Annotated in this window: 22 protein-coding genes and 1 tRNA gene; 6 read left to right on the top strand and 17 right to left on the bottom strand. The window is 49.0% G+C overall.

Annotated features, from left to right (window positions below; genetic code table 11):
- Position 1: 1 nt before the first annotated feature.
- Positions 2–883 (bottom strand): YicC/YloC family endoribonuclease, encoded by an 882-nt coding sequence (locus BLW33_RS01315; RefSeq protein WP_090304353.1) that lies wholly within the window; start codon positions 881–883, stop codon positions 2–4.
- Entirely contained in the window at positions 880–1,731 is an 852-nt protein-coding gene (gene dapF, locus BLW33_RS01310; RefSeq protein ID WP_090304352.1) for a diaminopimelate epimerase, read from the bottom strand. Before dapF ends, BLW33_RS01315 begins: the two co-directional genes overlap by 4 nt.
- A 111-nt stretch (positions 1,732–1,842) precedes the next feature.
- Between dapF and BLW33_RS01305 the strand changes: the two genes are divergently transcribed.
- Entirely contained in the window at positions 1,843–3,624 is a 1,782-nt protein-coding gene (locus BLW33_RS01305) for an Rqc2 family fibronectin-binding protein (RefSeq protein ID WP_090304350.1), read from the top strand.
- Positions 3,625–3,633: 9 nt separating this feature from the next.
- Here BLW33_RS01305 and BLW33_RS01300 read toward each other — a convergent pair whose 3' ends face one another.
- The 11 genes from BLW33_RS01300 to BLW33_RS01250 all read right to left on the bottom strand — a co-directional run bounded on the left by BLW33_RS01300 (position 3,634) and on the right by BLW33_RS01250 (position 13,066).
- Positions 3,634–4,557 (bottom strand): RluA family pseudouridine synthase, encoded by a 924-nt coding sequence (locus BLW33_RS01300; RefSeq protein ID WP_090304349.1) that lies wholly within the window; start codon positions 4,555–4,557, stop codon positions 3,634–3,636.
- A gap of 11 nt (positions 4,558–4,568) precedes the next feature.
- Positions 4,569–5,306 (bottom strand): YlmH family RNA-binding protein, encoded by a 738-nt coding sequence (locus tag BLW33_RS01295; RefSeq protein ID WP_090304347.1) that lies wholly within the window; start codon positions 5,304–5,306, stop codon positions 4,569–4,571.
- A 70-nt stretch (positions 5,307–5,376) separates the two neighbouring features.
- Complete coding sequence (locus tag BLW33_RS01290; protein ID WP_090304345.1) at positions 5,377–5,655, bottom strand: YggT family protein; 279 nt, start codon at positions 5,653–5,655, stop codon at positions 5,377–5,379.
- A gap of 3 nt (positions 5,656–5,658) precedes the next feature.
- Positions 5,659–6,138 carry a cell division protein SepF gene (locus BLW33_RS01285; protein ID WP_090304344.1) on the bottom strand — a complete coding sequence of 160 codons (480 nt, stop codon included), beginning with the start codon at positions 6,136–6,138 and terminating at the stop codon, positions 5,659–5,661.
- Between the two features lie 10 nt (positions 6,139–6,148).
- Positions 6,149–6,808 (bottom strand): YggS family pyridoxal phosphate-dependent enzyme, encoded by a 660-nt coding sequence (locus tag BLW33_RS01280; protein ID WP_242911557.1) that lies wholly within the window; start codon positions 6,806–6,808, stop codon positions 6,149–6,151.
- Between the two features lie 18 nt (positions 6,809–6,826).
- A complete protein-coding gene (locus BLW33_RS01275) occupies positions 6,827–7,879 on the bottom strand; it encodes a hypothetical protein (protein WP_242911556.1) in 1,053 nt (350 codons plus the stop codon).
- Between the two features lie 239 nt (positions 7,880–8,118).
- Positions 8,119–8,195: transfer RNA gene (locus BLW33_RS01270), tRNA-Pro, on the bottom strand.
- Between the two features lie 123 nt (positions 8,196–8,318).
- On the bottom strand, positions 8,319–8,918 hold the full coding sequence (locus tag BLW33_RS01265; RefSeq protein WP_090304341.1) for a cytidylate kinase-like family protein: 600 nt from the start codon (positions 8,916–8,918) through the stop codon (positions 8,319–8,321).
- A gap of 77 nt (positions 8,919–8,995) precedes the next feature.
- On the bottom strand, positions 8,996–10,009 hold the full coding sequence (gene holA, locus BLW33_RS01260; protein WP_090304339.1) for a DNA polymerase III subunit delta: 1,014 nt from the start codon (positions 10,007–10,009) through the stop codon (positions 8,996–8,998).
- 6 nt (positions 10,010–10,015) lie between these two features.
- Positions 10,016–12,334, bottom strand: a complete 2,319-nt coding sequence (locus BLW33_RS01255; protein ID WP_090304338.1) for a DNA internalization-related competence protein ComEC/Rec2 — start codon at positions 12,332–12,334, stop codon at positions 10,016–10,018.
- A gap of 21 nt (positions 12,335–12,355) precedes the next feature.
- Positions 12,356–13,066 carry an MBL fold metallo-hydrolase gene (locus BLW33_RS01250; RefSeq protein WP_090304336.1) on the bottom strand — a complete coding sequence of 237 codons (711 nt, stop codon included), beginning with the start codon at positions 13,064–13,066 and terminating at the stop codon, positions 12,356–12,358.
- Positions 13,067–13,197: 131 nt separating this feature from the next.
- Between BLW33_RS01250 and BLW33_RS01245 the strand changes: the two genes are divergently transcribed.
- A complete protein-coding gene (locus tag BLW33_RS01245) occupies positions 13,198–14,154 on the top strand; it encodes an alpha/beta fold hydrolase (protein ID WP_090304335.1) in 957 nt (318 codons plus the stop codon).
- Positions 14,155–14,179: 25 nt separating this feature from the next.
- Here BLW33_RS01245 and BLW33_RS01240 read toward each other — a convergent pair whose 3' ends face one another.
- Entirely contained in the window at positions 14,180–16,033 is a 1,854-nt protein-coding gene (locus BLW33_RS01240) for a sensor histidine kinase (protein WP_143032573.1), read from the bottom strand.
- Positions 16,034–16,100: 67 nt separating this feature from the next.
- A complete protein-coding gene (locus tag BLW33_RS01235; protein WP_090304332.1) occupies positions 16,101–16,796 on the bottom strand; it encodes a response regulator transcription factor in 696 nt (231 codons plus the stop codon).
- A 171-nt stretch (positions 16,797–16,967) separates the two neighbouring features.
- Between BLW33_RS01235 and BLW33_RS01230 the strand changes: the two genes are divergently transcribed.
- Genes BLW33_RS01230 through BLW33_RS01215 form a run of 4 tightly spaced genes read left to right on the top strand, consistent with a single transcriptional unit; the run spans position 16,968 to position 20,386 of the window.
- Positions 16,968–17,978 (top strand): HlyD family efflux transporter periplasmic adaptor subunit, encoded by a 1,011-nt coding sequence (locus tag BLW33_RS01230; RefSeq protein ID WP_090304330.1) that lies wholly within the window; start codon positions 16,968–16,970, stop codon positions 17,976–17,978.
- Positions 17,965–18,693: an ABC transporter ATP-binding protein gene (locus tag BLW33_RS01225; protein WP_090304329.1), complete on the top strand. Its 729-nt coding sequence runs from the start codon at positions 17,965–17,967 to the stop codon at positions 18,691–18,693. The genes BLW33_RS01230 and BLW33_RS01225 overlap by 14 nt, the downstream gene beginning before the upstream one ends.
- A complete protein-coding gene (locus BLW33_RS01220; protein WP_090304327.1) occupies positions 18,680–19,933 on the top strand; it encodes an ABC transporter permease in 1,254 nt (417 codons plus the stop codon). The genes BLW33_RS01225 and BLW33_RS01220 overlap by 14 nt, the downstream gene beginning before the upstream one ends.
- A gap of 21 nt (positions 19,934–19,954) precedes the next feature.
- A complete protein-coding gene (locus tag BLW33_RS01215) occupies positions 19,955–20,386 on the top strand; it encodes a DUF3153 domain-containing protein (RefSeq protein ID WP_090304326.1) in 432 nt (143 codons plus the stop codon).
- A 101-nt stretch (positions 20,387–20,487) separates the two neighbouring features.
- Here BLW33_RS01215 and BLW33_RS01210 read toward each other — a convergent pair whose 3' ends face one another.
- Both BLW33_RS01210 and BLW33_RS01205 read right to left on the bottom strand, forming a co-directional pair.
- Entirely contained in the window at positions 20,488–22,251 is a 1,764-nt protein-coding gene (locus tag BLW33_RS01210) for an oleate hydratase (protein WP_242911567.1), read from the bottom strand.
- A gap of 100 nt (positions 22,252–22,351) precedes the next feature.
- Positions 22,352–23,248 carry a DUF368 domain-containing protein gene (locus BLW33_RS01205; RefSeq protein WP_090304324.1) on the bottom strand — a complete coding sequence of 299 codons (897 nt, stop codon included), beginning with the start codon at positions 23,246–23,248 and terminating at the stop codon, positions 22,352–22,354.
- Between the last annotated feature and the right edge of the window lie 82 nt (positions 23,249–23,330).

Below are 23,330 nucleotides of genomic sequence, written 5' to 3'. Positions count from 1 at the left end.
TTTATTCGATATTTTGCACCTGCTCACGAATTTTTTCAATCTCACTTTTAATGTCAACCACCATGCCGGCAATACCCACATCGTTCACCTTCGAACCGATGGTGTTAATCTCACGATTAATCTCCTGGATTAGAAAATCCAGCTTCCGGCCGATGGGCTCCTGGGTTTCTTCCAGAATCACGGACAGACGCGCCATATGGGTGTGAAGCCTTGTCAGCTCCTCATCAATGGCCAGCCGATCGGCCATGATGGCCACTTCGGATAGTAGGCGCTGTTCATCCGGCTCCACGCTCTGGGTGTAGTCCGCCACCCGCTGATGCAGATTTTCGGCATAGGCGGCTACCATCTGGGGGGCCTTTTCCTGGATGGCTTCAATTTTTTGGTTAATGGTCACGCATCGCTCCTGGATGTCGGTCTTCATGGCCGCCCCCTCCCGGAGCCGGCTGGCATCCACCTGACTGAGTGCCCCCTGGAGCACCGGCTTCAGGCCGAGCCATTTTTCTTCGTCATCCCCGGGTGTCTCTTCAAGCTCCACCACATCCGGAAATTTGGCAACTAAGGCCAGGTCAATTTCATCACTGATCATGGAGTCCAGATTTTTAATGGAATTTAACACCTGAATATAGCCCATGGCCAGCTCCCGGTTAAAAACGATGCGCTTATTTTTGGTATCCAACTCTTTATACTTAATGAATACCTCAATACGTCCCCGGGCAATGGTTTCACTCATGGTCTCCCGGATATTGGCCTCATTGGCCCCCAGCATCCGGGGAATCTTTAAAAAGAAGTCCCGATAACGGTGATTCACCGTTTTGATCTCTACCGAAATTTCCACTGATTCATCACGATAATCCTGTCGGCCGAAGCCCGTCATACTTTTCATAGTGATTCTCCCAACTTTCGAATCTCGATTTCGCCTGTAAATACCGTCGTTGCTGGGCCGCTCATGGTCACCCGGCCATCTTTTACAGCAATGGTAAGCCGGCCTCCGGATAAGGTGGCCTCCACCACATCGTCCACCAGTCCCAAGCGACCCAGTACCGCCACGGCTGAGCAAGTTCCTGTGCCACAGGCCAGGGTCCGGCCAGCCCCGCGCTCCCAGGTGTCCATTCGAATGTGGCCTCCATCGATGACCTGGGCAAAGCTGATATTACATTTTTCCGGGAACATTTCGTGGTTTTCGAAATATGCCCCCAGCTTCTCCAGGGGACATTGGCTTAGGTCCTCCACCAATACAGTCATATGGGGATTTCCCATGGAGGCACAGCCGTAAGTATAGCACACACCGCCGCAGCTTATTTGCTCCCCGAGAACCTCCTGGGTTTTGGCAATGACCGGTATATGTTCAGCTTTAAAATCCACCTTTCCCATATCCACTCGGACCTGGGAAACAGCCCCGCCGCCAGACTCTACTTCAACCACAATTTTACCCGCCCGGGTTTCCACAGTAGTGGGACCATTGTGAGCCACAATTCCCTGGTCCACCACATATTTGGCCAAACACCGAACGCCATTGCCGCACATTTCGGCTGTCGAGCCGTCACTGTTGTAATAATTCATAAATACTTCCTGGGTGGCCGAGGATTCCACTAGGATCAGACCATCTGCACCGACACCAAAATGCCGATCGCACAGCCCAGCGATTTCATCGGGGGTCAGATGAAGTGTTCCCTCTATATTATCAATCATTACAAAATCATTGCCCGTACCCTGCATCTTTGTAAATTTCATTTTAAAGCCTAACTTCCCAATTTAAATTTATATTTAATCATATCGAAAATGCGTTGAAATTTCAAGAAGAAATGCTAGAATTAAATTATTATTGATTAGAAAGGACCAAATATGGCATTTGACGGTATTACAACTACCCATTTAATAAAGGAACTGCGAGACGACATTGTCGATGGACGCATCCGAAAAATCTACCAACCCGAGGCCGATGAAATCCGCCTCACCATTAATAAAGGCCGGGACAACTATAACCTTCTGCTCTCAGCCAACGCCAATAATCCCCGGGTCTACCTCACAGAAAAGCCAAAGGGCAACCCCAATACGCCCCCCGGGTTCTGTATGGTGCTCCGTAAATACATTTTAAACGGAATGATTCTGGACATCCGCCAGCACCAAAGCGATCGGGTGATGGAATTTCACATCGCCTGTAAAAACGAATTTGGCGATACGGTGGTGCGCTGCCTCTTAGTGGAAATCATGGGACGCAACAGCAATATCATCCTTACCGATGGCCCGGCCGACGGTTTGGAAACGCCCCCGGCCATTATGGACTCCCTGAAAAAAGTCGGCTCCTCCTCCAACCGCTATCGCCAGATTCTACCGGGCCGTCCCTACATCTTCCCTCCGGAAAGCGGCCGGCGGAATTTCTTCACCCTCACCGAGGAGGCTTATACCCAAATGGCGACGGATGAAGGGGCGGTCCCCCTTAGCAAGCTCTTGGTCCAGGGGTTTTTAGGCGTCAGCCCCATTCTGGCCAGGGAAATCTGCTTTCGGGCCGGTGTGCCGGATAGCGCTTCTTTCTCGGATTTAAGCTCTAAGCAGATAAAATTTCTGTGGCAGTCCTTTTCCGATATCCGGGGAGAGATCCAAACCGGCCCCATCCCCACCCTGTACACCTTCCATCGGGATATCGTCGATTTTTCCACGGTGGATCTCCATCATTTAGTGGACACCGACGGGGCCCGTTACCTCAAGGTATCCGCCATGCTGGAGGATTTTTATTATCTAAAGGATAAAAAAATCCGTTTTACGGCCCGCAGTGCCAATTTAAAGCATCAGCTGGGAACCCTTTATAAAAAGAGTGCCAAAAAGCTGCAAAACCTCAAGCAGGATATGCAGCGCTCCCACAGCGATGAAAAAAGTAAGCTTTTCGGCGATTTAGTGACGGCTAATATCTATCAGATTGAGCGGGGCATGAAAAGTATCACCGTGCCTGATTACAATGACCCCGAAATGGGAGAGGTTACCATTCCTCTAAAGGTGAATGAAACCCCTTCCCAAAATGCCCAGCGGTTTTATAAAAAATACAATAAGGCCAAACGGGCTCAAATCCAGCTGGCAGATCAAATCGCCATTACCGAGGAGCAAACCTATTATCTGGACAGCCTCCTCAATGCCCTGGAGCAATGCACCGAGCTAGCCGAACTGGATGAAATCCGCCACGAATTCGACCAATCGGAATTTGCCAAGAAAAACCCCCACCAAAAAAAAGCCGCCAAGCGGCCGGAAGCCTCAAAACCCATGCATTACATTTCTTCTGAGGGCTTCCATATCTATGTGGGTAAAAATAATTATCAAAACGATTATATCTCCACCCGCCTGGGTGTGGATGAGGACTGCTGGCTCCACGTCAAAGATATCCCCGGCTCCCATGTGTTAGTCGTCGCCGATGGACGCTTCATTACCGAAGCCACCCTCCTGGAAGCTGGCATGCTGGCTGCTTGGTACAGCAAAGCCCGGAACTCCGAGAATGTCCCTGTGGACTACCTGGAATTCAAATTCCTCAAAAAGCCCAATAAATCCAAACCCGGCATGGTCATCTTCACCGACCAGAACACCATGTATGTCACCCCCAAACGGGAAGCGATCCTGGGCCTCACTGTTGTCGAGTAACTAAAGGGGCTACACCAGCCCCTTCAAAATCTTCTCAAAATACTCCGGTAGGGGGGCCCGAAATTCCATGTATTCCCCGGTGCGGGGATGGACAAAGCCCAAGAGCTCGGCATGGAGGCATTGTCCCTGGGTTTTAAAGGGATTCCCCTTATCCCCTTTGTACAGAGCATCCCCGGCGATGGGGTGCCCAATGGCCTGCATATGCACCCGAATCTGATGGGTACGTCCTGTTTCCAGGCGAAAGGTCATTAAGGTATAATTTTTACCCGGATAGCGTGCCATCACCTCAAAATGGGTAACGGCCTTCTTCCCCTTATCCCTTTCTTTCACCACAGCCATCCGCACCCGATCCACAGGGTGCCTGCCGATGGGCATATTCACCGTCCCCCGTTCCTCCTTGATGATTCCCTTGACCAAGGCCCGGTACTGTCTTGTGATGCTGTGGTCCTTTAGCTGGACAGACAGGCTTTTATGGGCTAAATCATTCTTTGCCACCATGAGGAGTCCTGAGGTATCCTTATCGATGCGGTGGATAATCCCCGGGCGGTTGACGCCGTTAATCCCCGATAAATCGGTGGTGTGGTACATCAGAGCGTTAACCAGAGTGCCGGTATAATTTCCCGGTGCCGGATGGACCACCATTCCCTTGGGCTTGTTAACCACCAGGACATCCCCATCCTCATAAACGATATCCAGGGGAATATCTTCTGCTTCCACAGTATACTCCACAGGCTCCGGAATCCTTATCCTAAGGACCTCGTCACCCTTGATTTTATAGCTAGGCTTTCGTGCCACACCGTCCACCGTCACGCCGCCTTCTCCGATTATTTTTTTAATATATTCCCGGGATCGCTCTGGGAGGGCCGCTGTACAGGCTGCATCCAAACGCAGCCCAATGTACTCCTCTGTCATACACAGGCTATACTCTTCCATGATTCGCTCCTCTAAATATATTTTTCGATAACCAGACGGGTGTTTCCCTTTTTGGTCATTCCACCGATTTCGGCAATTCGGGCTTTTCCCTTTCCCCGCAGGGCAAGGATATCCCCCACCTTGATTTGAAAATCATTCTTGGTGGTTTCTTCGTAGTTTACCCGTAGCCGCCGCTGCTTAATATAGGTAAGGGCATCCTGTCTGGAGAATCCCCAAATCTTACCGATAATTCCATCCACCCGAAGGGAAGAAACCACTAAATCCAGGGATTTAAACTGAAGGGCATAGGAACGAATTTCCTCTGGGCCCCGGTACTCAACCGTAATGGAGCGTCCCTTCATTTTATTGAGGTTTTGCTCAAAAAAGGGCTTCATCCGTGCGGCAAAGATGATCTGAACCTCATTCTCCCCCACATGGATATCCCCCAGACATTCCCGGGTGATTCCCATGGCCATCAGCTCACCCAGAACATTGCGATGATCCATGGAAAAATTTTTCTGGAAGGCGGCGGCCATCAAAGGCCATTTCAGATCCTCCCCATTACAATATTCGGGATAAATACAGAGCATCTGACGTGTTGCACCTTCCATCCCCCCCCAAAAGGCGTAGGGTTCCCCCTTCCCCTTGAGCAACCGCTCAATTTTCGACTGCATGGCTTCATCACAAAAATCGAAAAAACGAGGCTCGTAATTGCGCTCACAGGCATCCGCCACCCGGGCTAAAAAAATTTCCTCTTTTTTATCCTTCACATTTCCCTCCACTGACGCAAAAAACCCATCCGAAGGATGGGCAATGTTTTATTCGGTTAAACCACGCTTCTTAAAAAATCAACGTCACCACCCAGGAGTACACCGGGTAGATAATAAACTCAATCAACAAAATAGCAGCCAAACCGGAAAAATCCATACCGCCAAAAGTCGTAAATCGGCGTAGTGGTGCCATGATGGGCTCGGTTAAGCCATAAATCACCCGCACAATGGGGTTATCCGGATTCGGTCTAAACCAGCTAAGCAGGCAGTTGATGCAAATCAGCGCCGTGATGATGTTGAATAAGTAGCTTCCAGCAATAAGCAGTATTGTTCCTGCACTGGTCATCATATCCTATTCTGCATCCCAATCCAGGATTGGGGTAATGAATTCATCGTCTTCCTTTTCCATTTCAGTGGAAACAGAAACCTGATGGGGTGCCAGAATAAAGACATTATCTGCAATTTTATTGATGGAGCCCTCCAGTGCAAAAACGGCACCGTTGAGGAAATCGAAGATTTTACGTCCATCCTCATATTCTGTATTTTTAAGATTGACGACAACCGTCTTATTTTCTTTTATTTTATTAACAATACCTGGGGCATCATCAAAAAATTCCGGGTCTAAAACCAGAACTTCCGGACCTCCGGCCAATCCGCCAACAGCACTTCGGGCTGGCGCGCGGCGAGGGGTTCCTGCTGCGGCTTCGTGGGTTTCTTCCACGCCAACGGCATCATCCTCTTCGTAGTAATCTTCTTCGTAGGTGCCGTCTTCATCCATGTCCATTCCAAAAACTTTGATAATCTTATCTTTAAATGTTTTATCGTTTGCCATGCTCTCTCTCCTAACGTTTAAATATTTTCCTTCCGATTCTTACGATGGACGAACCTTCTTCAATCGCAATAGGATAGTCATCGGTCATCCCCATGGACAGGCTATCGATGTCATTCTCACCACCATGGTATTCATCTAACATTGTATCATACATTCTTTTTAATTGCTTGAAAATTTTTCGGATTTCCTCAGTATTTTCAGTCATGGGCCCCATGGCCATGAGACCCCGGACCCGGACATTCCTACAGGCTTCTGCCTCCCGGCAGGCCGCCTCGAATTCTCCGGCTTTAAAGCCAGACTTGGTGGCTTCCTCCGCCAAATTGAACTGGAGGAGGATATCGGTAACCACACCCTGCTTGGCACTTTCACGGTCTACGGTGTGAAGCAGCTTGAGGGAATGAATGGAGTGAATGAGATGAACCTTCCCAATGAGGTACTTAACCTTATTGGTTTGGAGATGTCCGATGAAATGCCACCGTACCTCTCCAGTAATCTGGTCGATCTTATCAAGCAAATCCTGAACCCGGTTTTCCCCAAGATCCTGGACACCGGCATCGACCACCGCCTGGGTTTCTGCCACATCATGGTATTTTGTGACCCCTACCAAGGTAACGCCCTCTGGAATGGTCTGTCGTATTTCTTCTATATTTTTTGCAATCATTGTATCCATGCACTTACCTTCTTCCCTTTACGGATACACCTTATACGATACTCCCACGGATAAAGCCGCATTGTCATCTACAGGCATTATGGCCTTACCACCATCGTACCGGGCAACGGTTACCTCCACCGGTTCAGCAAAATAGCCTCGTTCCATGGTGGTCAAATAGGTTTTTCCTTCTTTCTCGGTGATAGCACTTCTCGGCACCGTGTAGGCCTCGTATCCCTGGACATTGATGTCCGTGGTGATAATATTATCGTTGGCAAAGACATTCACGTAATCCTTAAGCATCACGATGGCGATTTTGTTCTCTCCGGAAGTAACCTCGTCCACCAGATATACCTTGTAGGATTTGCCTTCCTTTTCAATGGTGATCTCTGGGTACTCCCTCAAAAGGTCTACCCTTTTGACCAAAAGTTTGTAATACGCCGCATTTTTCTCGTCCCCAGTGGTCCCGATATTTTTCTGCTTCAACTTAAGCATACTTTTCTCACCCTGGATTTCTGTATCCTTAGGAACGACAAAGGCACCATAAATATGGTCCCCATTAATCACCTTTAAGGCAGTGGTATCCTGCTGATCTACCTTACTGGCAATGCCAAGAATTTCCTCATCCACATAGGGCAGGACGCTTTCAGAAATAACCATCTCCATAGAATTCACCGCCGCATAAACGTAGCCCGTGGAATCCATGGAAAGACCACTGAGGGTAATCTGTCTGGACTGACCGTCATTTAAAGACTCCAGCTGTTTTTTCTGGGCATCCAGCTCAGCTGCGGACATCCCCATATACCGGGTGGCACTGAGTAAGAAGCTTTTTCGATCCCTGGCATCCCCACTGAACTGACTATTAATTTTTGCCATTCCAACGAAATTCTTCCCAATTTCATCCACAATGACATTCCATGTATCGTAATATTTATCCGCCACAATCTGGTCGATGGTGCTAATCTGCTCCTTTAAATAGGATTGATTCACAACCTTGGGGGTAGTGGTCAGGCTGGTGTAGCCATTAACCTTACTTCCCTCCTCCACCGTCAGGTCCGAGGCCTTAAAATCATCAAGCTGGATATAATCCATATTCTTGAAAAGATAAAGGTCGGTGTGATAGGTATCCCTGTATTCCGTCTTTTCAACCAGGGCCTGTTTATTTCCCCGGTAGTTATAGGCGAAGACTGTGACGATAATTAAAAAAAAACGACGCCAACGATCACCTGTCTGCGGCGTTTGACTCGTCTTTTCATTTCCCGTTTTGTTTGACTCATATTATTCACCTGAATTGTTGTTTTATTCGTAAAATTTAAAAAAGAATAAAAAAATGGTCTGAGTGAGAGGAATCGAACCTCCGGCCTCGTGAACCCCATTCACGCGCGCTACCAAACTGCGCCACACCCAGACAACGTAGACTATTATAACTTTTCTTTACAGGCTGCGCAAGTACTTTTTCAAATTTTTTACAGATTTTTCACTTTTTATTTCAGCCCCGGCGTTGAATGCATCCCCAGGGCTGAAAATTCACCTAAATTTGACCATATAGGAGACTTAAAAGTTCCACAGCGTTGTCCATACTCATGCGCCCGCTATCCAGTGCCAAATGATAGTTTTCAAAAGATCCCCATTTTAAATCGGTATAATAGGAATAGTAAAGCCGACGCTGCTTATCGATCTTTTTAATGATGCTCTGGGCTTCCTTACTGCCAACGCCATCCCGTTCACACACGGTCTGAATGCGTTTGTCCAGGGGGGCATAGATATAAACATGCCGTGCCTCTGGATGGCTTCGCAGCACAAAATCGGCACATCGCCCTACAATAACGCAATCCTCTTTTTGGGCCAGTCCCCGAATAACCTCAGACTGTGCCTGGAACAGCACATCATTAATGGGAGCCGTGGTGGAATAGCCCGCACCAATTTTATAATCCACGGATGCATAGAGCAGTGGATTCGTCTTTTTCTCATCAACCTCCACCAGGGATTCCACTGGAAGCTCACTTTTTTCCGCAGCCAGCCCAATGAGCTGTTTATCGTAAAAAGCGATGCCGAGATGATCAGCCAGATTTTTTGCGATGGCCCGACCATTACTGCCGAATTGTCTGCCGATGGTAATTACTTTTGCCATAACCTTTCGCCTCCTGACATTTTATACAACTATAGTATACCACAAATGCAAACCTTTTTCATGGATTTAAGCTGCTTTTATTCTCCCAGGCGAAGAACGAATAGTTCCACCCCCAGCTCCGGCTCCACCACCCCTGTTTTCATTTGTACATCCAGCTGTGCGGCAGCCGCCATAATTCCCATCAATCTTTCCTGGGGGAAACGCCGTGCCGTTCCTTGCATCTTCTTAACCACAAAGGGTGGGCGGCCCACCTGCTTGGCGATGGTCGCCTGGGTACTCCGACTATCGGTTAGAATACGGACCTGGAGCATGGTTCGCAACTGACTTAAGAGCAAACCAAATACCCCAAAGGGCGATTCTCCACTGAGATAAAAATTTTCCAGCATCATCAAGGCCTCACCCATATCCCCCCCCATGGCGAAATCCACCATTCGAAAAATATTTTCATCAATCGATTTTGGCAGGGTGGCCTCTAAATCATTCAGGGTGATGGCCTCAGCATCTCCCACATAATCCATGAGCTTCCCCAGCTCATTATCCACCCGCTCCATATTCTGATCTTCATTTTGCAGATAAAGGGTATCCCCAATAAATCGATCCACCACCCCCCGGGTGGTTCGCTTCCCCCCCAGCTTTAAGCGTCTGGCGATCCACTTTTCCAGCTCCATCTGGGTCAGTTTATTATACTCCACCACTGCTGCATGTTTAACAAGCTGCTTATACACCTTTTTCCGCTTATCGGGTTTGCTGTTGTAAATTAAAAGGACGGTTGATGGCTCTGGCTTCTGAATATAGCTTAGTAATTCCTCTGCAGCATCGGTATTTTGGAGAATCCCCGTTTCTTCCCTTAGGATGACCACCCGATGATCACTCATCATGGGCAGCTGTCTGCAAATAGCCACCACCGAGCCCACATCGGTCTCCTTTTCTGAAAAAGACATGACATTCAGTTGGACCAAGGATTCTGGAACCGCCTTTTCCACCAGGCGTTTCTCCATCATTGCCGCAATATATTGTTCTGGACCGGTAAACAAATAGACGGGGTGAAAGTTCCCCTGATTGATTTCCTTGGTCAAATCCTGATAGCGCATCCCGTGTTACTCCTTCTCTAGCATCGTCTTAATTTCCAAATTCTGTCCATTGGTTTCCACCACTACCGCTCCCCGCTCATCCGTGCGATAGCATTTTGCCCCGACGGTCTCAATATTCGAAAGCACCGCCTCGGTGGGATGGCCAAAGGTGTTATACCGCCCCACGGATACCACAGCGGCTGCCGGCGATACCTCTTCTAAAAAGCCGGTGCCCGAGGCGGTGTCGCTGCCATGGTGTCCAATCTTGATGATATCACTGTCCACTGCCCCTAACTGGGCTTCCACCCCGAGGCCAGCATCCCCCATTAAAAGGATCGAACGGGCACCATAGGTCAGGCGCAGCACCAGGGACGCATCATTTTGTTCCTCTTCCTCCAGGGCTTCAATCGTGCCATCGGGCCACAACACCTGTATCCCCACCCCATCCCTGGTGGTTAAAATCGCCCCGCGGCTTAGCTGTGAAACGGGAATTTTATCCTGACCCAGTAGGGATGCATCATTATATTTAGTCGAGACATAAATGTGCTCCACGGGAAGTACCCCTAAAAGCTCCTCAATACCCTGGGCATGGTCCTCGTGATGATGGGTAATAAAGACACCATCCAACCCGGTGACGCCATAAGCATACAGCGCCGGCAGCAGAACCTTTTCAGAAATGGCCTGGCGAGCATAATCCGCCTGATTCCCATAAACCGGATACCCGCCCCCATCGATGAGGTAGGCCCCACCTTCCGGAGTTTGTACTAGGGCACTGTCCCCCTGGCCCACGTCTAAAAAGGTGATCCGCAGGGGGCCGGGCAGCAGGCTGAAGGCAATGGTACTCAAAAATAAAGCCGGTAAAACCGTACACACCCATAAACGCTCCCGCCGATGCCGAAAATTAAAGTAGCCAGCCACCGTAAAGGCCGCCACCACCAGCAGTACAATATCCAAAATCCCCATGGGCCCACCGTTAAACCGCAAATCCATGGTCCCTGCGAAAAAGGCCGTCAGCTTTAAAATCCAATGGGCTAAAACCCCTGGCACAAGGGCAAAAACGGGGGTCAATCCCGGCAGCACCAGCATGAGCACCACCATGGGCAGCCCAATGGTAAACAAAAGGCCCGCCAGGGGAACGAGGAGTAAATTACTGACCAGAGCCACCAGATTTAAAGTGTGGAAATGATACAGCGTCGCCGGCAGGGTTCCAATGGTCGCACACAGGGTCAGCACCAAGGTATTCACTATATAGCCTTGGAGGCCCGTCCCCTTCATGATGCTGTGGCTAAGGGGTTTTGCAAAAAGCAAAATCGCACAAACTGCCCCAAAGCTCATCTGAAACCCCGCAGCAAAAAGTTGGGCAGGGCTTACCGCCAGGATAAGGATGGCCGCCAGACAAAGACCACTGAGCCCATCATAATGGGTTTTAATGACCTGCCCTCCCACTAAGACCAAAAGCATAATGGCCGCCCGGAGGACCGATGGAGAAAACCCCGTGAGGGTAGCATAAAAAATCAGACAGGGTAGCAATAGAAAAAGTCGCCCCCGCTCCTTGAAGCCCAAGAGTGCTGCCACACCGAGAACCAGGGTGTATAAAAAACCCACATGGAGCCCAGAAACCGCCAAGATATGGCTGATACCCGCATTGGAGAACTGGGTCTTTAAATCCGCTGCCATGGATTTATCCCCAAGGAGCAGCCCCTTGATCACCTCGGCCTGCTCCTCTGGAAAAGCCTGGGTAATCACCCTAAGAACCTGTTCCCGAAAGCGTTCCACCCGATAACCCAGGGCCTTGTCCTGTCCGCTGATGGTAAGCGAGGACCCATTCTTCCCATAAAAAAGCCCCTGAATCCCCTGGCCCTTAAGGTACAAGCTGTAGTCGAAACCACCGGGATTTCGGCTGCCTTCCGAAAGACTGATCTCCCCATCCAGGGTGATGATATCCCCAGGCCTTGGCACCTCTGTCATAGGCCTGCCATAATGAGCCAGTGTTGCCTGGAGGCGAACCGATATATTCTGGTCCGATATGGTCTGGGTTTTTAAACGCAAGGTTGTTTTATCCGTATCATGACCAGAAAGAGCCTCCACCACTGCGGTTACCCGTTGATTACCCTGAAAGGCGGCTAAATCTGTTTCTGGCATAAAAGCCAGCCCGGCAGAAACCCATCCGACGCCATAGCAAACCAGACTAAACACAATAAAGCCCCTGGGGATGACCTCCCAAACCAGGGGAAGGGCCGCGATCATAGCCGCTGCCACCAGCACCATCCAGAGGGGCATCTGCCAAAAGCTCAACAAAATCCCAGCGATGATGGCCACCAGGCCCATCAGTAACGGCCGATTCATTGAAACGCCCCCATGGTCATGTTACAAATTAAACTTCGCTGAAATTTCTGCTTTGGATGCCCGGCCAACAAAACGGTCATTGGCCTCCCGATAATAATCCTGGAGACGCTTTGTGGGGTCGAAATGGGTCATAATGAGATGGCGCACGCCGGCTCCATTGGCCACCTCGATAGCCTCTCCCAAAGAAAGATGCTTATCAGAATGTCCATCACCCAGGAAGGTACAATCGCACAACAATACATGAACCCCTTGAACAAAGTCTACAAAAGCGTCACACAGACAGGTATCTCCGGTATACATGAATACCCATTTCCCATCCGTCGCTTTGACGGCAAAATCCTGATAAGGATGATTCATTTCTGAAAACCTTAAGCGGAGTCCACCAATTTCCAATGCCATTCCCTCGGTTATGGGCGTGACTTCAAAACCAGCACAGTCCGAAAGCTGGTTAAAGACTTCCTCTGGGTTGGGAGGGAGATAGATTGGCAGACGCATGCCCTTCATTTCCAGAGCGTACCGAAGGACGAATAAATCTGAAATATGATCGGAGTGCAGATGGGTACAAATAATTGCCGTTACTTTTTCTAAATCACAATGGGTCAGCAAATTGGCCAGGGTTCCCGCCCCCATATCCAGGACGATTTTCACATCCCCTTCCTCTAAAAGATAACCCGAACAAGCGCCCCCTGGACGGGGATATCCTCCGGAATTTCCCAATACGGTTAATTTCATAATCTAAACCTCCACTTCAATTGGTAAAACACGACCGTGGTTTCTTTCCTTTTTTCTATTATAGCGATAATGGCGTGTCTTTCCAATAAAATTCTGTTATAATAGGGCTATCATTTCAGGAGGTCAACCCAATGCTCAAACTCGATCGACACCAATTTGAAGCCACAGACGGAAAATCCGTCTTTTATTACACCACCCCCCGCAACCCGTCCACCCGGGCCATGCTGATTCTGGTCCATGGAATGGCCGAATATGCAGAACGGTATCGTGAATTTGCCGATTACCTTTACCGGGGTGATATTATCGTCTATGCCATCGATCAACGAGGGCACGGCGCCACAGGCCTTTCAGGTGCTGCTATGGGTCATTTTGACGATGCCGACGGCTGGCAACGGGTCGTGGATGATGTCCAAGAACTGACTGGCCTGGCCAAGGCGGAGCATCCGGATTTGCCTGTTCTAATCTTTGGGCACAGCATGGGTTCTGTGGTGGTACGCACCTGCCTCATTGAATTTGGAACGCTGTACGACGGAGCTGTTATCTGTGGGACAACCATGGGTACTAATGCCGCCGTCCGTGCCTTTGGCAAAGCCATTGCCGATACGGAAATCCACAAATACGGCCCCACCCATCCCTCCACGGCCTTGGCCGAGCTTTCCTTTGGAGGCTATAATAAAAAATTCGCCCCCAACCGCACCGCCTACGACTGGCTTTCGGTTAGTGAGGCGAATGTGGATGCCTATCTTGCAGATCCCCTTTGCGGTTTCTTTTGTACCGCTGCGTTTTACCGGGATCTCTTTAGTGGCTTAGATTTTGCCAATAATGCCAGCAATATGGCGGAGATGCCAGAAAGCCTCCCCATTCTCTTAATCGCCGGGGCGGAAGACCCTGTGGGCAATATGGGCAAGGAAGTCAAGCTCATTTACCACCGCATGAAGGTGGCCGGCATGACTGATGTCACCCTCCGGCTGATCCCCGGAAAACGCCACGAAATCCTCAACGAAGACAACCGCGTCCAAACCTTCGGCATCATCCTTGAGTTTCTAAAAAGGGCCATCCACAGCGCTAAGCACCAGGAAGCCATTTAAAAAAGAGAGGACATCCCCTCTTTTTTTATTCCTTCTGATCCACCACGGGCATCCAGACCAAGGCCTTAAATAAATCGCCATCAATGGCAATTTCAAAATGGCCACCCTGGAGCTCTGTTAAATCCCGGGTGATGGCCAGGCCTAAGCCGCTGCCCTCGGTATGCCGGGCTCCATCCCCCCGTTTAAAACGCTCCATCAGCTCCTCTGCTGGAATGCCCAGGGCCTGGGCACTGATATTCTTAACCTCTAAAACCCCCTCATTGTTCTCCCGGCGAATATCAATATACACGCGGGAGCCCTTTAAGGCATATTTAACCACGTTGGTCAGCAGATTCTCAATCACCCGCCAGAACTGACGACCATCAGCCTGGACCAGTATTTTTTCCTCGGGACGGGTCATAATTATCTGAAGCTCTGCAGCCTTGAGCTTTTCCTCAAATTCCCCCAAAGCCTGATCCATTAAAGCTTCGGGATTCACGGCATCCAGCTGAATATCAATATTTCCCGTGGAGGCCTTCGCCGCCTCGAACAAATCATCCGTCAGATTTTTTAATCGATTGGCTTTTTCATCCAAGATACAAATGTACTTTTGACGGTCTTCCTCTGGGATATTAGGACTCTTTAAGATATCCACATAGGCAATGATGGAGGTAAGGGGTGTCCGGATATCATGGGAGACATTGGTAATCAGTTCTGTTTTGAGCCGCTCACTTTTAAGTTCCTTTTCCACCGCTGCATCGATTTCCTTTAACAAATTCTCCCGCAGGGTATTGATTTGCCGACCAAAATCCTCCACGGCTCCCTGGCCTTCTACTTTGATGATAAAGGTTTTATCCCCGTCATTCATCTGCTTCACCCCCTGGCGTATATCAGAGAGTACCCGTACTTTTTTACTTAAAACATAGATAACGACCAGGCTAAGGGGGATACCCAAAACAGGTGCCCACTCAGTAAAAAGCGTTAAAAGGATAACGCCAAACACCATGGCAAAATAAAGGCCTACTAGGGAGCTATCCTTAACCACTTCAAAATAATATTCTTTAATCGCATGGCCAATCTGAAGGACGCCTCGCCACAGTATTCCCAGAATATATAAAATGAGTAAATGGGAAATAACTGAATGGGCCTTGGCCAAACGGACCCAGCTCATGGCAAAAGCATAAAGCACCAGGATAGAACCCAGTACACAGATCAAGGAAATATAGACTGGTAAATAAAAAGTGGCCAGCGCCCCAGAAAACAGCATGCCCCATAGGGTAAGGGTAATCATTAAATTGACATCCCAATAAGCATCTACCGGATAAAGGGTGATTCCAGGGCGATCTTTTCCATGGCCTGCATTAAAACATCCCAGGACAAAGCAAATTCCTCCCCCCAAATAGCACAAAAAAACGACTTGGAACATGATAGACATCGTCCCTCGCGCTTTTTGGTACTGGGCTTCCGCCTCGGAAACCGTCGTTTGGCCCGAGTCACTCAGACCGAAAGCAATCTTCCCATCAATCCCCGTTCGGTTCCCCAAACCATATTGTGCCCATTGATTGGTGGCATCCACTGCTCCCTGATTATCGATAAAATAAATGGGATATTTTTTAATTTCAGGAATGGTGAGCTCCGGCTCACTCGCAATTACTTTTCCCTTGGATTCCACTAACCATTTCAGCCCAATCTCTTTCTCCATGGCTCCAAGGTAATTCTTAGCACTTGCCACATCCTGTATATCTTCGGGATCTGTTGATGCGGAATTTTGCAAGATTATTCCACATTGTCGATAAATATCCTGCATTCGACTTTCCACCACGGCACTGTCTCCATAGCGTTCTGTATCCATCAAGATGCTAAAATCGAATTTTGAAAGATTGTTATCTGAAGACATCATTATACTGAAATATGTCCCACTGGTTAAAAAGATAATCGCCAAAATAGAAGCAATAATCTGTAGGCGACTACTGTACAGGATATTTTTCAATTTTGTAACCAATGCCCCACACCACCTTTAAATATTTTGGTTCCTTTGGATTAATCTCTATTTTTTCGCGAATACGGCGGATATGGACCGCTACCGTATTTTCTGAATTGTAGGATGGCTCCTCCCACACATTTTCGTAGATTTGCTCGATGGAGAACACCCGCCCCATCCCCTCCATTAAAAAGAGAAGAATTTTATATTCCACCGGGGTAAGATGGACCTCTTCACCGTCCACCTGTACTTTTTTAGACCCATCATCCAGCAATAAGCCCCCGGTCCCATGGATATCCTGGCCAATTTTACAGCTTCCCAGCTGGGTATACCGCCGCAGCTGAGATTTCACCCGGGCCATGACCTCCAGTGGGTTAAAGGGCTTCGTAATATAATCGTCAGCACCCACAGTAAGACCCATAATTTTATCATGGTCCTCGCCCTTGGCCGTCAAAAAGATAATGGGAACATTAGAAGTCTCTCTGATTTTCACGGCAGTCTGCATGCCATCCATTCCCGGCATCATAATATCAAGTAGGATTAGGTGGACTTCTGACTCCCCAAGAATCTCAAGGGCTTCCTCACCAGAGTATGCTTTATAGATGGTGTAGCCCTCATTTTTCAGATAAATTTCCAGCACGTCCACGATTTCGCGCTCATCATCACATATGAGTAAATTCATGTCTTTGCCTCTCTTTCTTCTGTCATTAATGATAACACAGAGTTATGACGGTTGGCCTAATGAATTTCTTAAAACTTTATGAAGGATAAATGTCATAAAACATTAAGAATTCCAAGTGCCTGTTCGTCATTTTTATTGGGTACACTATAAAAAAAACAAGCGGAGGATTTTATGAATAGTCAATCAGCACCCCCCATGGATAAAAAAAAGAAAATCATCATCGGCTGTGCCATCGGCCTGGGCCTCGTCATTTTAGGATGGATCGGTTACACCGCTCTTTTCTCTGGCCCCAGCGAGACCCCAGTCAAAACCCTAACCCTTGGAAAGGGTGACCTGCAGCGAACGGTATCCGCAGATGGGCAAGTCATCAGTACCTTTACCGAGCAGATTAGCAATACCAGCAATATCCCTGTCTGGAGCGTCGATGTCTCTGTTGGGAATTATGTCAACAAAGGTGACCGACTGTGTCGGCTTTACAATAAGGAAGCCGATGAATGGCAAAATGTTAATTCCACAGCCAGTGGCACCATTACGGCGGTTAACGCCGTCAACGGCGCCCCAGCCAATGGGGTCTTATTCACCATCCAAAACACGGGTGACCTCCAGGTCAATATGAAAATTAAAGAAAGTGATATTGACAAGGTTGCTTCTGGAATGAAGGTCAACATCAAGACCGATGCCACGGGTAACCGGGTGTATACTGGTACCGTCGGCCGCATTGCCCCCACCGCTTCAAATATGGCTGGTGGAAACGCGGCGGTCCAGGGAAACAATAATACCGGCGGCACCACCTCAACCAAAGCTGAATTTGAAGCCATCGTGCCCATTGATAGCCCGGCCGATGGTCTTTACATCGGGATGAAAACCAAGCAGGAAGTTGTTGTTGAAGAACGTCCCGGCGTTTTCAATGTGCCCTTTGATGCCGTAGCAAAGGATGAAAAAGGAAATACCCAGGTCTTTGTTGTAAATACTGATGAAAAAGGGAAAATGACCGTAGAAGCCATCCCCGTATCTCTTGGGATTCAGACTGATTTTGCGGTGGAAATTGCCGGTGAAAAATTAAAAGAAGGCATGACCTTGGTATCGAACCCCAGTGGGTTGACCCCTGGCCAAGCCGTGGTACTTGAGAATGAGTCAAATGCGGCTCCAAAGGAAGGAGCGTCACAAAATGCCCCAGCGTAAGATGATCGAGATGGAGGGAATCGTCAAGCAATATTATATTGGAACCCCCAATGAGCTGGAGGTCCTCCACGGCATCGATTTAACCATTGCTGAAGGGGAATTTCTCTCCATTGTGGGGGCTTCTGGCTCTGGAAAATCCACCCTGATGAATATTATCGGCGCCTTGGACCGTCCAACAACGGGAAGCTATACCCTGGATGGCGAAGCCATTGAGAACATCCCTGATAAGCATCTCTCCTTTATTCGGAATCAGAAAATCGGCTTTGTTTTCCAATCCTTCAACCTTATTCCCCGGTCCACAGCCTTAAGCAATGTGGAGCTGCCCATGCTTTATGGGAAGCTCCCCCCCAAGGTACGCCATGAACGGGCCATGGCTTTGCTCCAGATGGTCGAGATGGACACCCGGGCTAAACATCACCCCAACGAGCTTTCCGGTGGGCAAAACCAGCGGGTAGCCATCGCTCGAGCCATGGCCAACGACCCAGCCATCATCCTGGCAGATGAGCCAACAGGAGCCCTCGATAGTACCACCGGTCGTTTGGTCATGGATTTATTTCATCGTCTGCACCAGGAGCAAGGGAAGACCATCATTCTCATCACCCATAACGATGAGCTGGCAGAAGAAACAGAGCGCATTATCACCCTGAGGGACGGCCATATTACGGGTAACCGTCGGGGATCCATTAATCGGGAGGTCCATTATGAATCTGCGTGAAAATATCATTCTGGCCATTGAAGGGCTCACCCATAACAAAATGCGTGCGCTGCTGACCATGTTGGGCATTATTATCGGCATTGCTTCGGTTATCGCCATTGCTTCCATGGGAGACGCCATGAGCCGTTCCTTTTCTGAATCCCTTAATAAAGTTGGGGGTAAAATCATCATGGCCTACGTCGGTCAAAAAGACCCAGAAGCCATGGTGTCCACCACCAACAGTGACCTCATTACCGATGATATGATTGCCAATTTCAAAGCCCACTTCCCCAATGATATTAAGTCCGTTGGCGTTTCTGTTCCGGTGGGTAGCGGGACCCTGGATGATTTAAAGCATACCGAAGTTAAACTGACTGGTGCCAATGCTGATTATCTATCCACCCAAAATTTAAAAATCCAATCCGGGCGCACCCTTTCTGCCGAAGATAATACCGGCGGAAGGCGGGTTATCCTGATTTCCAATACCCTGGCCCAAACCTTTTTTGGCCGGGAGGATGCCCTGGGAGAATCCCTGACGGTCCGAACCAAAAACGGCAACGAAAGCTTTCGAGTCGTTGGGATTTATGCCGACCCTAAGAGTGAAGACTCTGCCTCGATGATGAGTGTCAGCTTTGGGAGCAGCAGCGTCCCTGAACTGTTTATCCCCACCAGCCTGGCAGAAAGCCTCTCCGGTAGTAACAATACGGGCTATAGTACCCTTAATATCATTGCTTACCCCAGTGCCGATTCCAATGCCCTCAGCCAGAGTATCAGTACCTGGTTTGGTACCAAGTACTACGCCAGTAATCCCGATTTTACGGTTAAAACCGAAAATATTGATAAATACGCCAACGAATCGAAGCAAATGCTGGGAAGCCTGTCCACCGCCATCGGCGTGATTGCCGGTATTTCCCTTTTGGTGGGGGGCATTGGCGTCATGAACATCATGCTGGTTTCAGTGACCGAACGGACCCGGGAAATCGGTATCCGAAAAGCGCTGGGCGCTAGCAATACCGATATCCGCATACAGTTCATTGTAGAATCCATCATCATCTGTATTATCGGTGGGGCCATCGGTGTCTTGGTTGGCAGCGGACTGGGGGCCATCGGTGGTATTTTTATCAAGGCAGCCGTTACACCAACGCTGTCATCCATTCTGATTGCCGTCGGCTTTTCCATGGGAATTGGCGTATTCTTTGGCTATTACCCAGCGGGTAAGGCCGCCAAACTCAACCCCATTGATGCCCTGCGGTATGAGTAACGCTCATGAAAGGAGATTGTCATGGAAAAATCGGGTGCACTGATTCTTATTTTGTTGATTTGCGTCCCTTTTTTAAGCGGATGCATTCAGGCAAAAACCACCTTCGTTAATAGCTACCAGAGTACCCTGGCTCTCTCCCGTGAAATTCGCGTTGAGGACGCCCAAACCGCAGAGGTTTATCAGCAAATCACCGATCCCCAAGGGATTAAGAACTTCCTCGATCAGCTCCAGCTGGAGGAATGGATACTCGCCACCCTCCCCACTGATCAGAAGGCCCGAATCCGCTGCCGTTTCTTCCAGGAATCCCACACTGGGCCAAATGAGACCACTTTAACCCAATTTGCCACCCTCCTCCTTTACGGGGAAGGTCCCTATGCTGCCATGCAGGTCCAGGGCACCTCTGTGGTCTTTGAAATGCCCAAGGCTGGGTGTGATGCGCTCACGAAGCATTAATTGTCGGAGTCTTTGAAGCCTGACCTCTTATCCATTTAAAAAACCCATGCCAGAATCCTATCATCTGAGCATGGGTTTCTTTACGTCGCAATGTCGTAAAATTACCGGAACATCGTCTTCGCCGCCAAGGCCAGCACCTTGGGGTCTCTGTTATAGTGGGTCACCGGACAAATCTTTTTGTCGGTATAATCCATGAGAGTGTATACGGCCATACGCGCAGCCCGGACGGAGTACTCCTCGGTAAAGACCATATCCTCTGGAATTTCCACAAACTGACTGATCATAGCAAAATTAGTGGAACCTTCGGGCACGACTGCTGGACGATCGCTCATTTTCCGGGGCTGGAATTGGGAGTCAATGTATGGCATCATGCAGGGGATAACATCCACCACATCCGCCATGAGTGCTTCCATCTGATCTTCCAAGTGCATCTGGTAGATGAATTCCGTCAGGATCTCTTCTCCGGTACATTCCCGCATGGGCTTTTTCACATAATCCCCAACCCGATTGGTATAGAGTCCATATCCCCAAAAGATGGTTTCATCCATGGGCTGGGCTTTAAAATGGGGCTGGGCGGCCACCACGATGCTCATGAGCCAATTGGAATCCTTAAAGGTCATCAAGGCACCACTGCCGGGGATATTACCCGAAAAATCTTCAATACACTTTAACAATTTATTCCCCTTGCAGGTGACGGTAAAGCTTTCCCAATTGGTTTCCTCTGGGTTTCCAAAGAAGGGCTCGGGATCTCCCAATCCGTTTTTCTTGGCCGCTACCTTTTCCCATAAATCCCCGGAAATGGGATTCTCGGGTTTAAAGGCTGGTGCCGTGTGCATATCCCCCAGGGTAAAGCTGTCGGTCATACAGCCATTGGTCATAATGCACAGGTCCTCTGCTCCCACGGGAATGGTGGATGCCTGTCCATTTTTTTCCAGATGGATGGCCTTCACGGTGATGTCAGTGGTAGGGGCAAAGTCCAGATCGGTGACGACGGTTTCCGTTTCGAAACACACGCCATTTTCCTTAAGATAAGCCTTGAGTGGGAGGATGACGGATTCGTATTGGTTGTAGGGGGTCCGGGTAACGCCTTCTAAGGTATTGATCCGGGAGAATTCCAAAATCATTCGGTTCATATAGCGGCGGAATTCGAAGAGGCTGGACCATTTCTGGAAGGCAAAGGTGGTCTGCCACATATACCAGAAGTTGGTTTCAAAGAAGTGGGGTGAATCCGCAAACCAATCTTCGATGGTGAGATCATCCAAACGATCCTCGGGGGTGGCCAGCAGCTTCATTAACAGCTTCCGGTCTCCATTATCAAAGCCCATGGAGGTCACATCCAGAATGTTTCCATCCCCATCCACCAGACGCGCCTGGGCATGGGTGGGGTGAAGATGATCAAAATTCAGGATTTCATCGGTCACATTCCTGCCCTCAACCTCCAATGACGGAATACTCCGGAAGAGTTCCCAGAAGTTTTCATAGGTTTCTTCATTCAGCATCCGACCGCCCCGACAGAGAAAGCCCTGGGTGGGATTCCCGGAACCATCGTTGCTGCCTCCCAGGATATCCAGTCCTTCATAAATGGTAATATGATCCCCGGGCATGCCACAGTCCCGCACCAGGTAAGCGGCTCCTGCCATGGAGGCGATACCGCCGCCGATGAAATAGGCCCGGCGATCACTGGATAAAATCGCGTCAATTGCCTCATCTGGTTCCTTGATCTTTTGTTTTTTCAGGGAGCTTGCCACAAGGGCCGCAACTCCAATACTGGTTATCACGGTACCGACCACCGCACCGCCCACCAAAGCTTTTTTTGAATCCTCAGCTTTTTTCACAATTTCTTCTTTCATTTTTTCTTTGTCCATCATCGTGTCATCCTTTCGTATTATCTGCCCTTATTATATGTTCCCCTTCTTTAGGGAACCATAGTCAAATGGGTGGAATTGTCGAAAGTTAAGGATCGTCTCAGGCTTGTGATCTGGCCCTATCCTGGCTTTCCATCCAATATCGTGCGGCGCTTAAAACACCTAGAATTGCCCCTCCGATTAAAAACCATCCCCCACTAAAGGTGCCCATTGACAGGGCCGCCCGGGGAAGCGCCAGGGCAGTTGGTCCCTGCACAATGGCAAAAAGAGAGCCGATCATCAGTCCAATGATAAAGAAAACCATTGCCAGGCGATGGTGCTTCATTCCCGCTGCCACAAGTTTTACTGTTGTTCCCAGGCCGACCAGCACCCCTATTCCAAAAATAATCAATATGGGAAGTGCTGAAAAATCCAAATGGAATAAATTTCGTACAGCGGTGATAATTGGGGTGTAGACACCCATAATTAATAAAAGGGTCGATCCGGAAATACCAGGCAGCACCATGGCACAGATGGCGACTGCCGCCGCAACGAAAAGATAGAGGGCCACGAGAACATCAATATGGTCTAAATTTACCACTGTCCCAGGCCCAATCCACGTCACCCCATAAACCAATAATGCCCCCAGGGGGATAAAGAGAGCATAACCCCAATGTCCATTGATACTCTTCCATTCCTCCTTAACCACAAGGGGGATGGCAAAGACTGTGAATCCCAGAAAAAGGGAGAAGACAGTATAGGGGGACGTCTCCAGGACACGCGTTATGATGGTGGAGAAAATCCCCATCCCCAGGACCCATCCAAGGCCAAGTTTTCCCAGCCAGATGAGCGCCTGCCGCCGTTCCCCAAAACGATGACCGATTAAAGCATTTAATGAATCAATAAAGGTTTCATAAAAGCCTAATACGAAGGCAATCGTCCCACCTGAAACCCCCGGAACGCTATCCGCTGCCGCCATTAAAAAACCACCAACACCAATTTTAAAATTCTTTAGCATTAAAAAACCTCCTGTACTCTGGTTAACACCAGTATACAGAAGGTCTATGAACCCATTATTATTCTTTTATAAACGGAATCTA

It is taken from the genome of Eubacterium aggregans (assembly GCF_900107815.1).
Lineage (GTDB): Bacteria > Bacillota > Clostridia > Eubacteriales > Eubacteriaceae > Eubacterium_O > Eubacterium_O aggregans.
The sequence above is the reverse complement of the archived record's forward strand: the minus strand, read 5'-3'. Positions and strand labels throughout refer to the sequence as shown.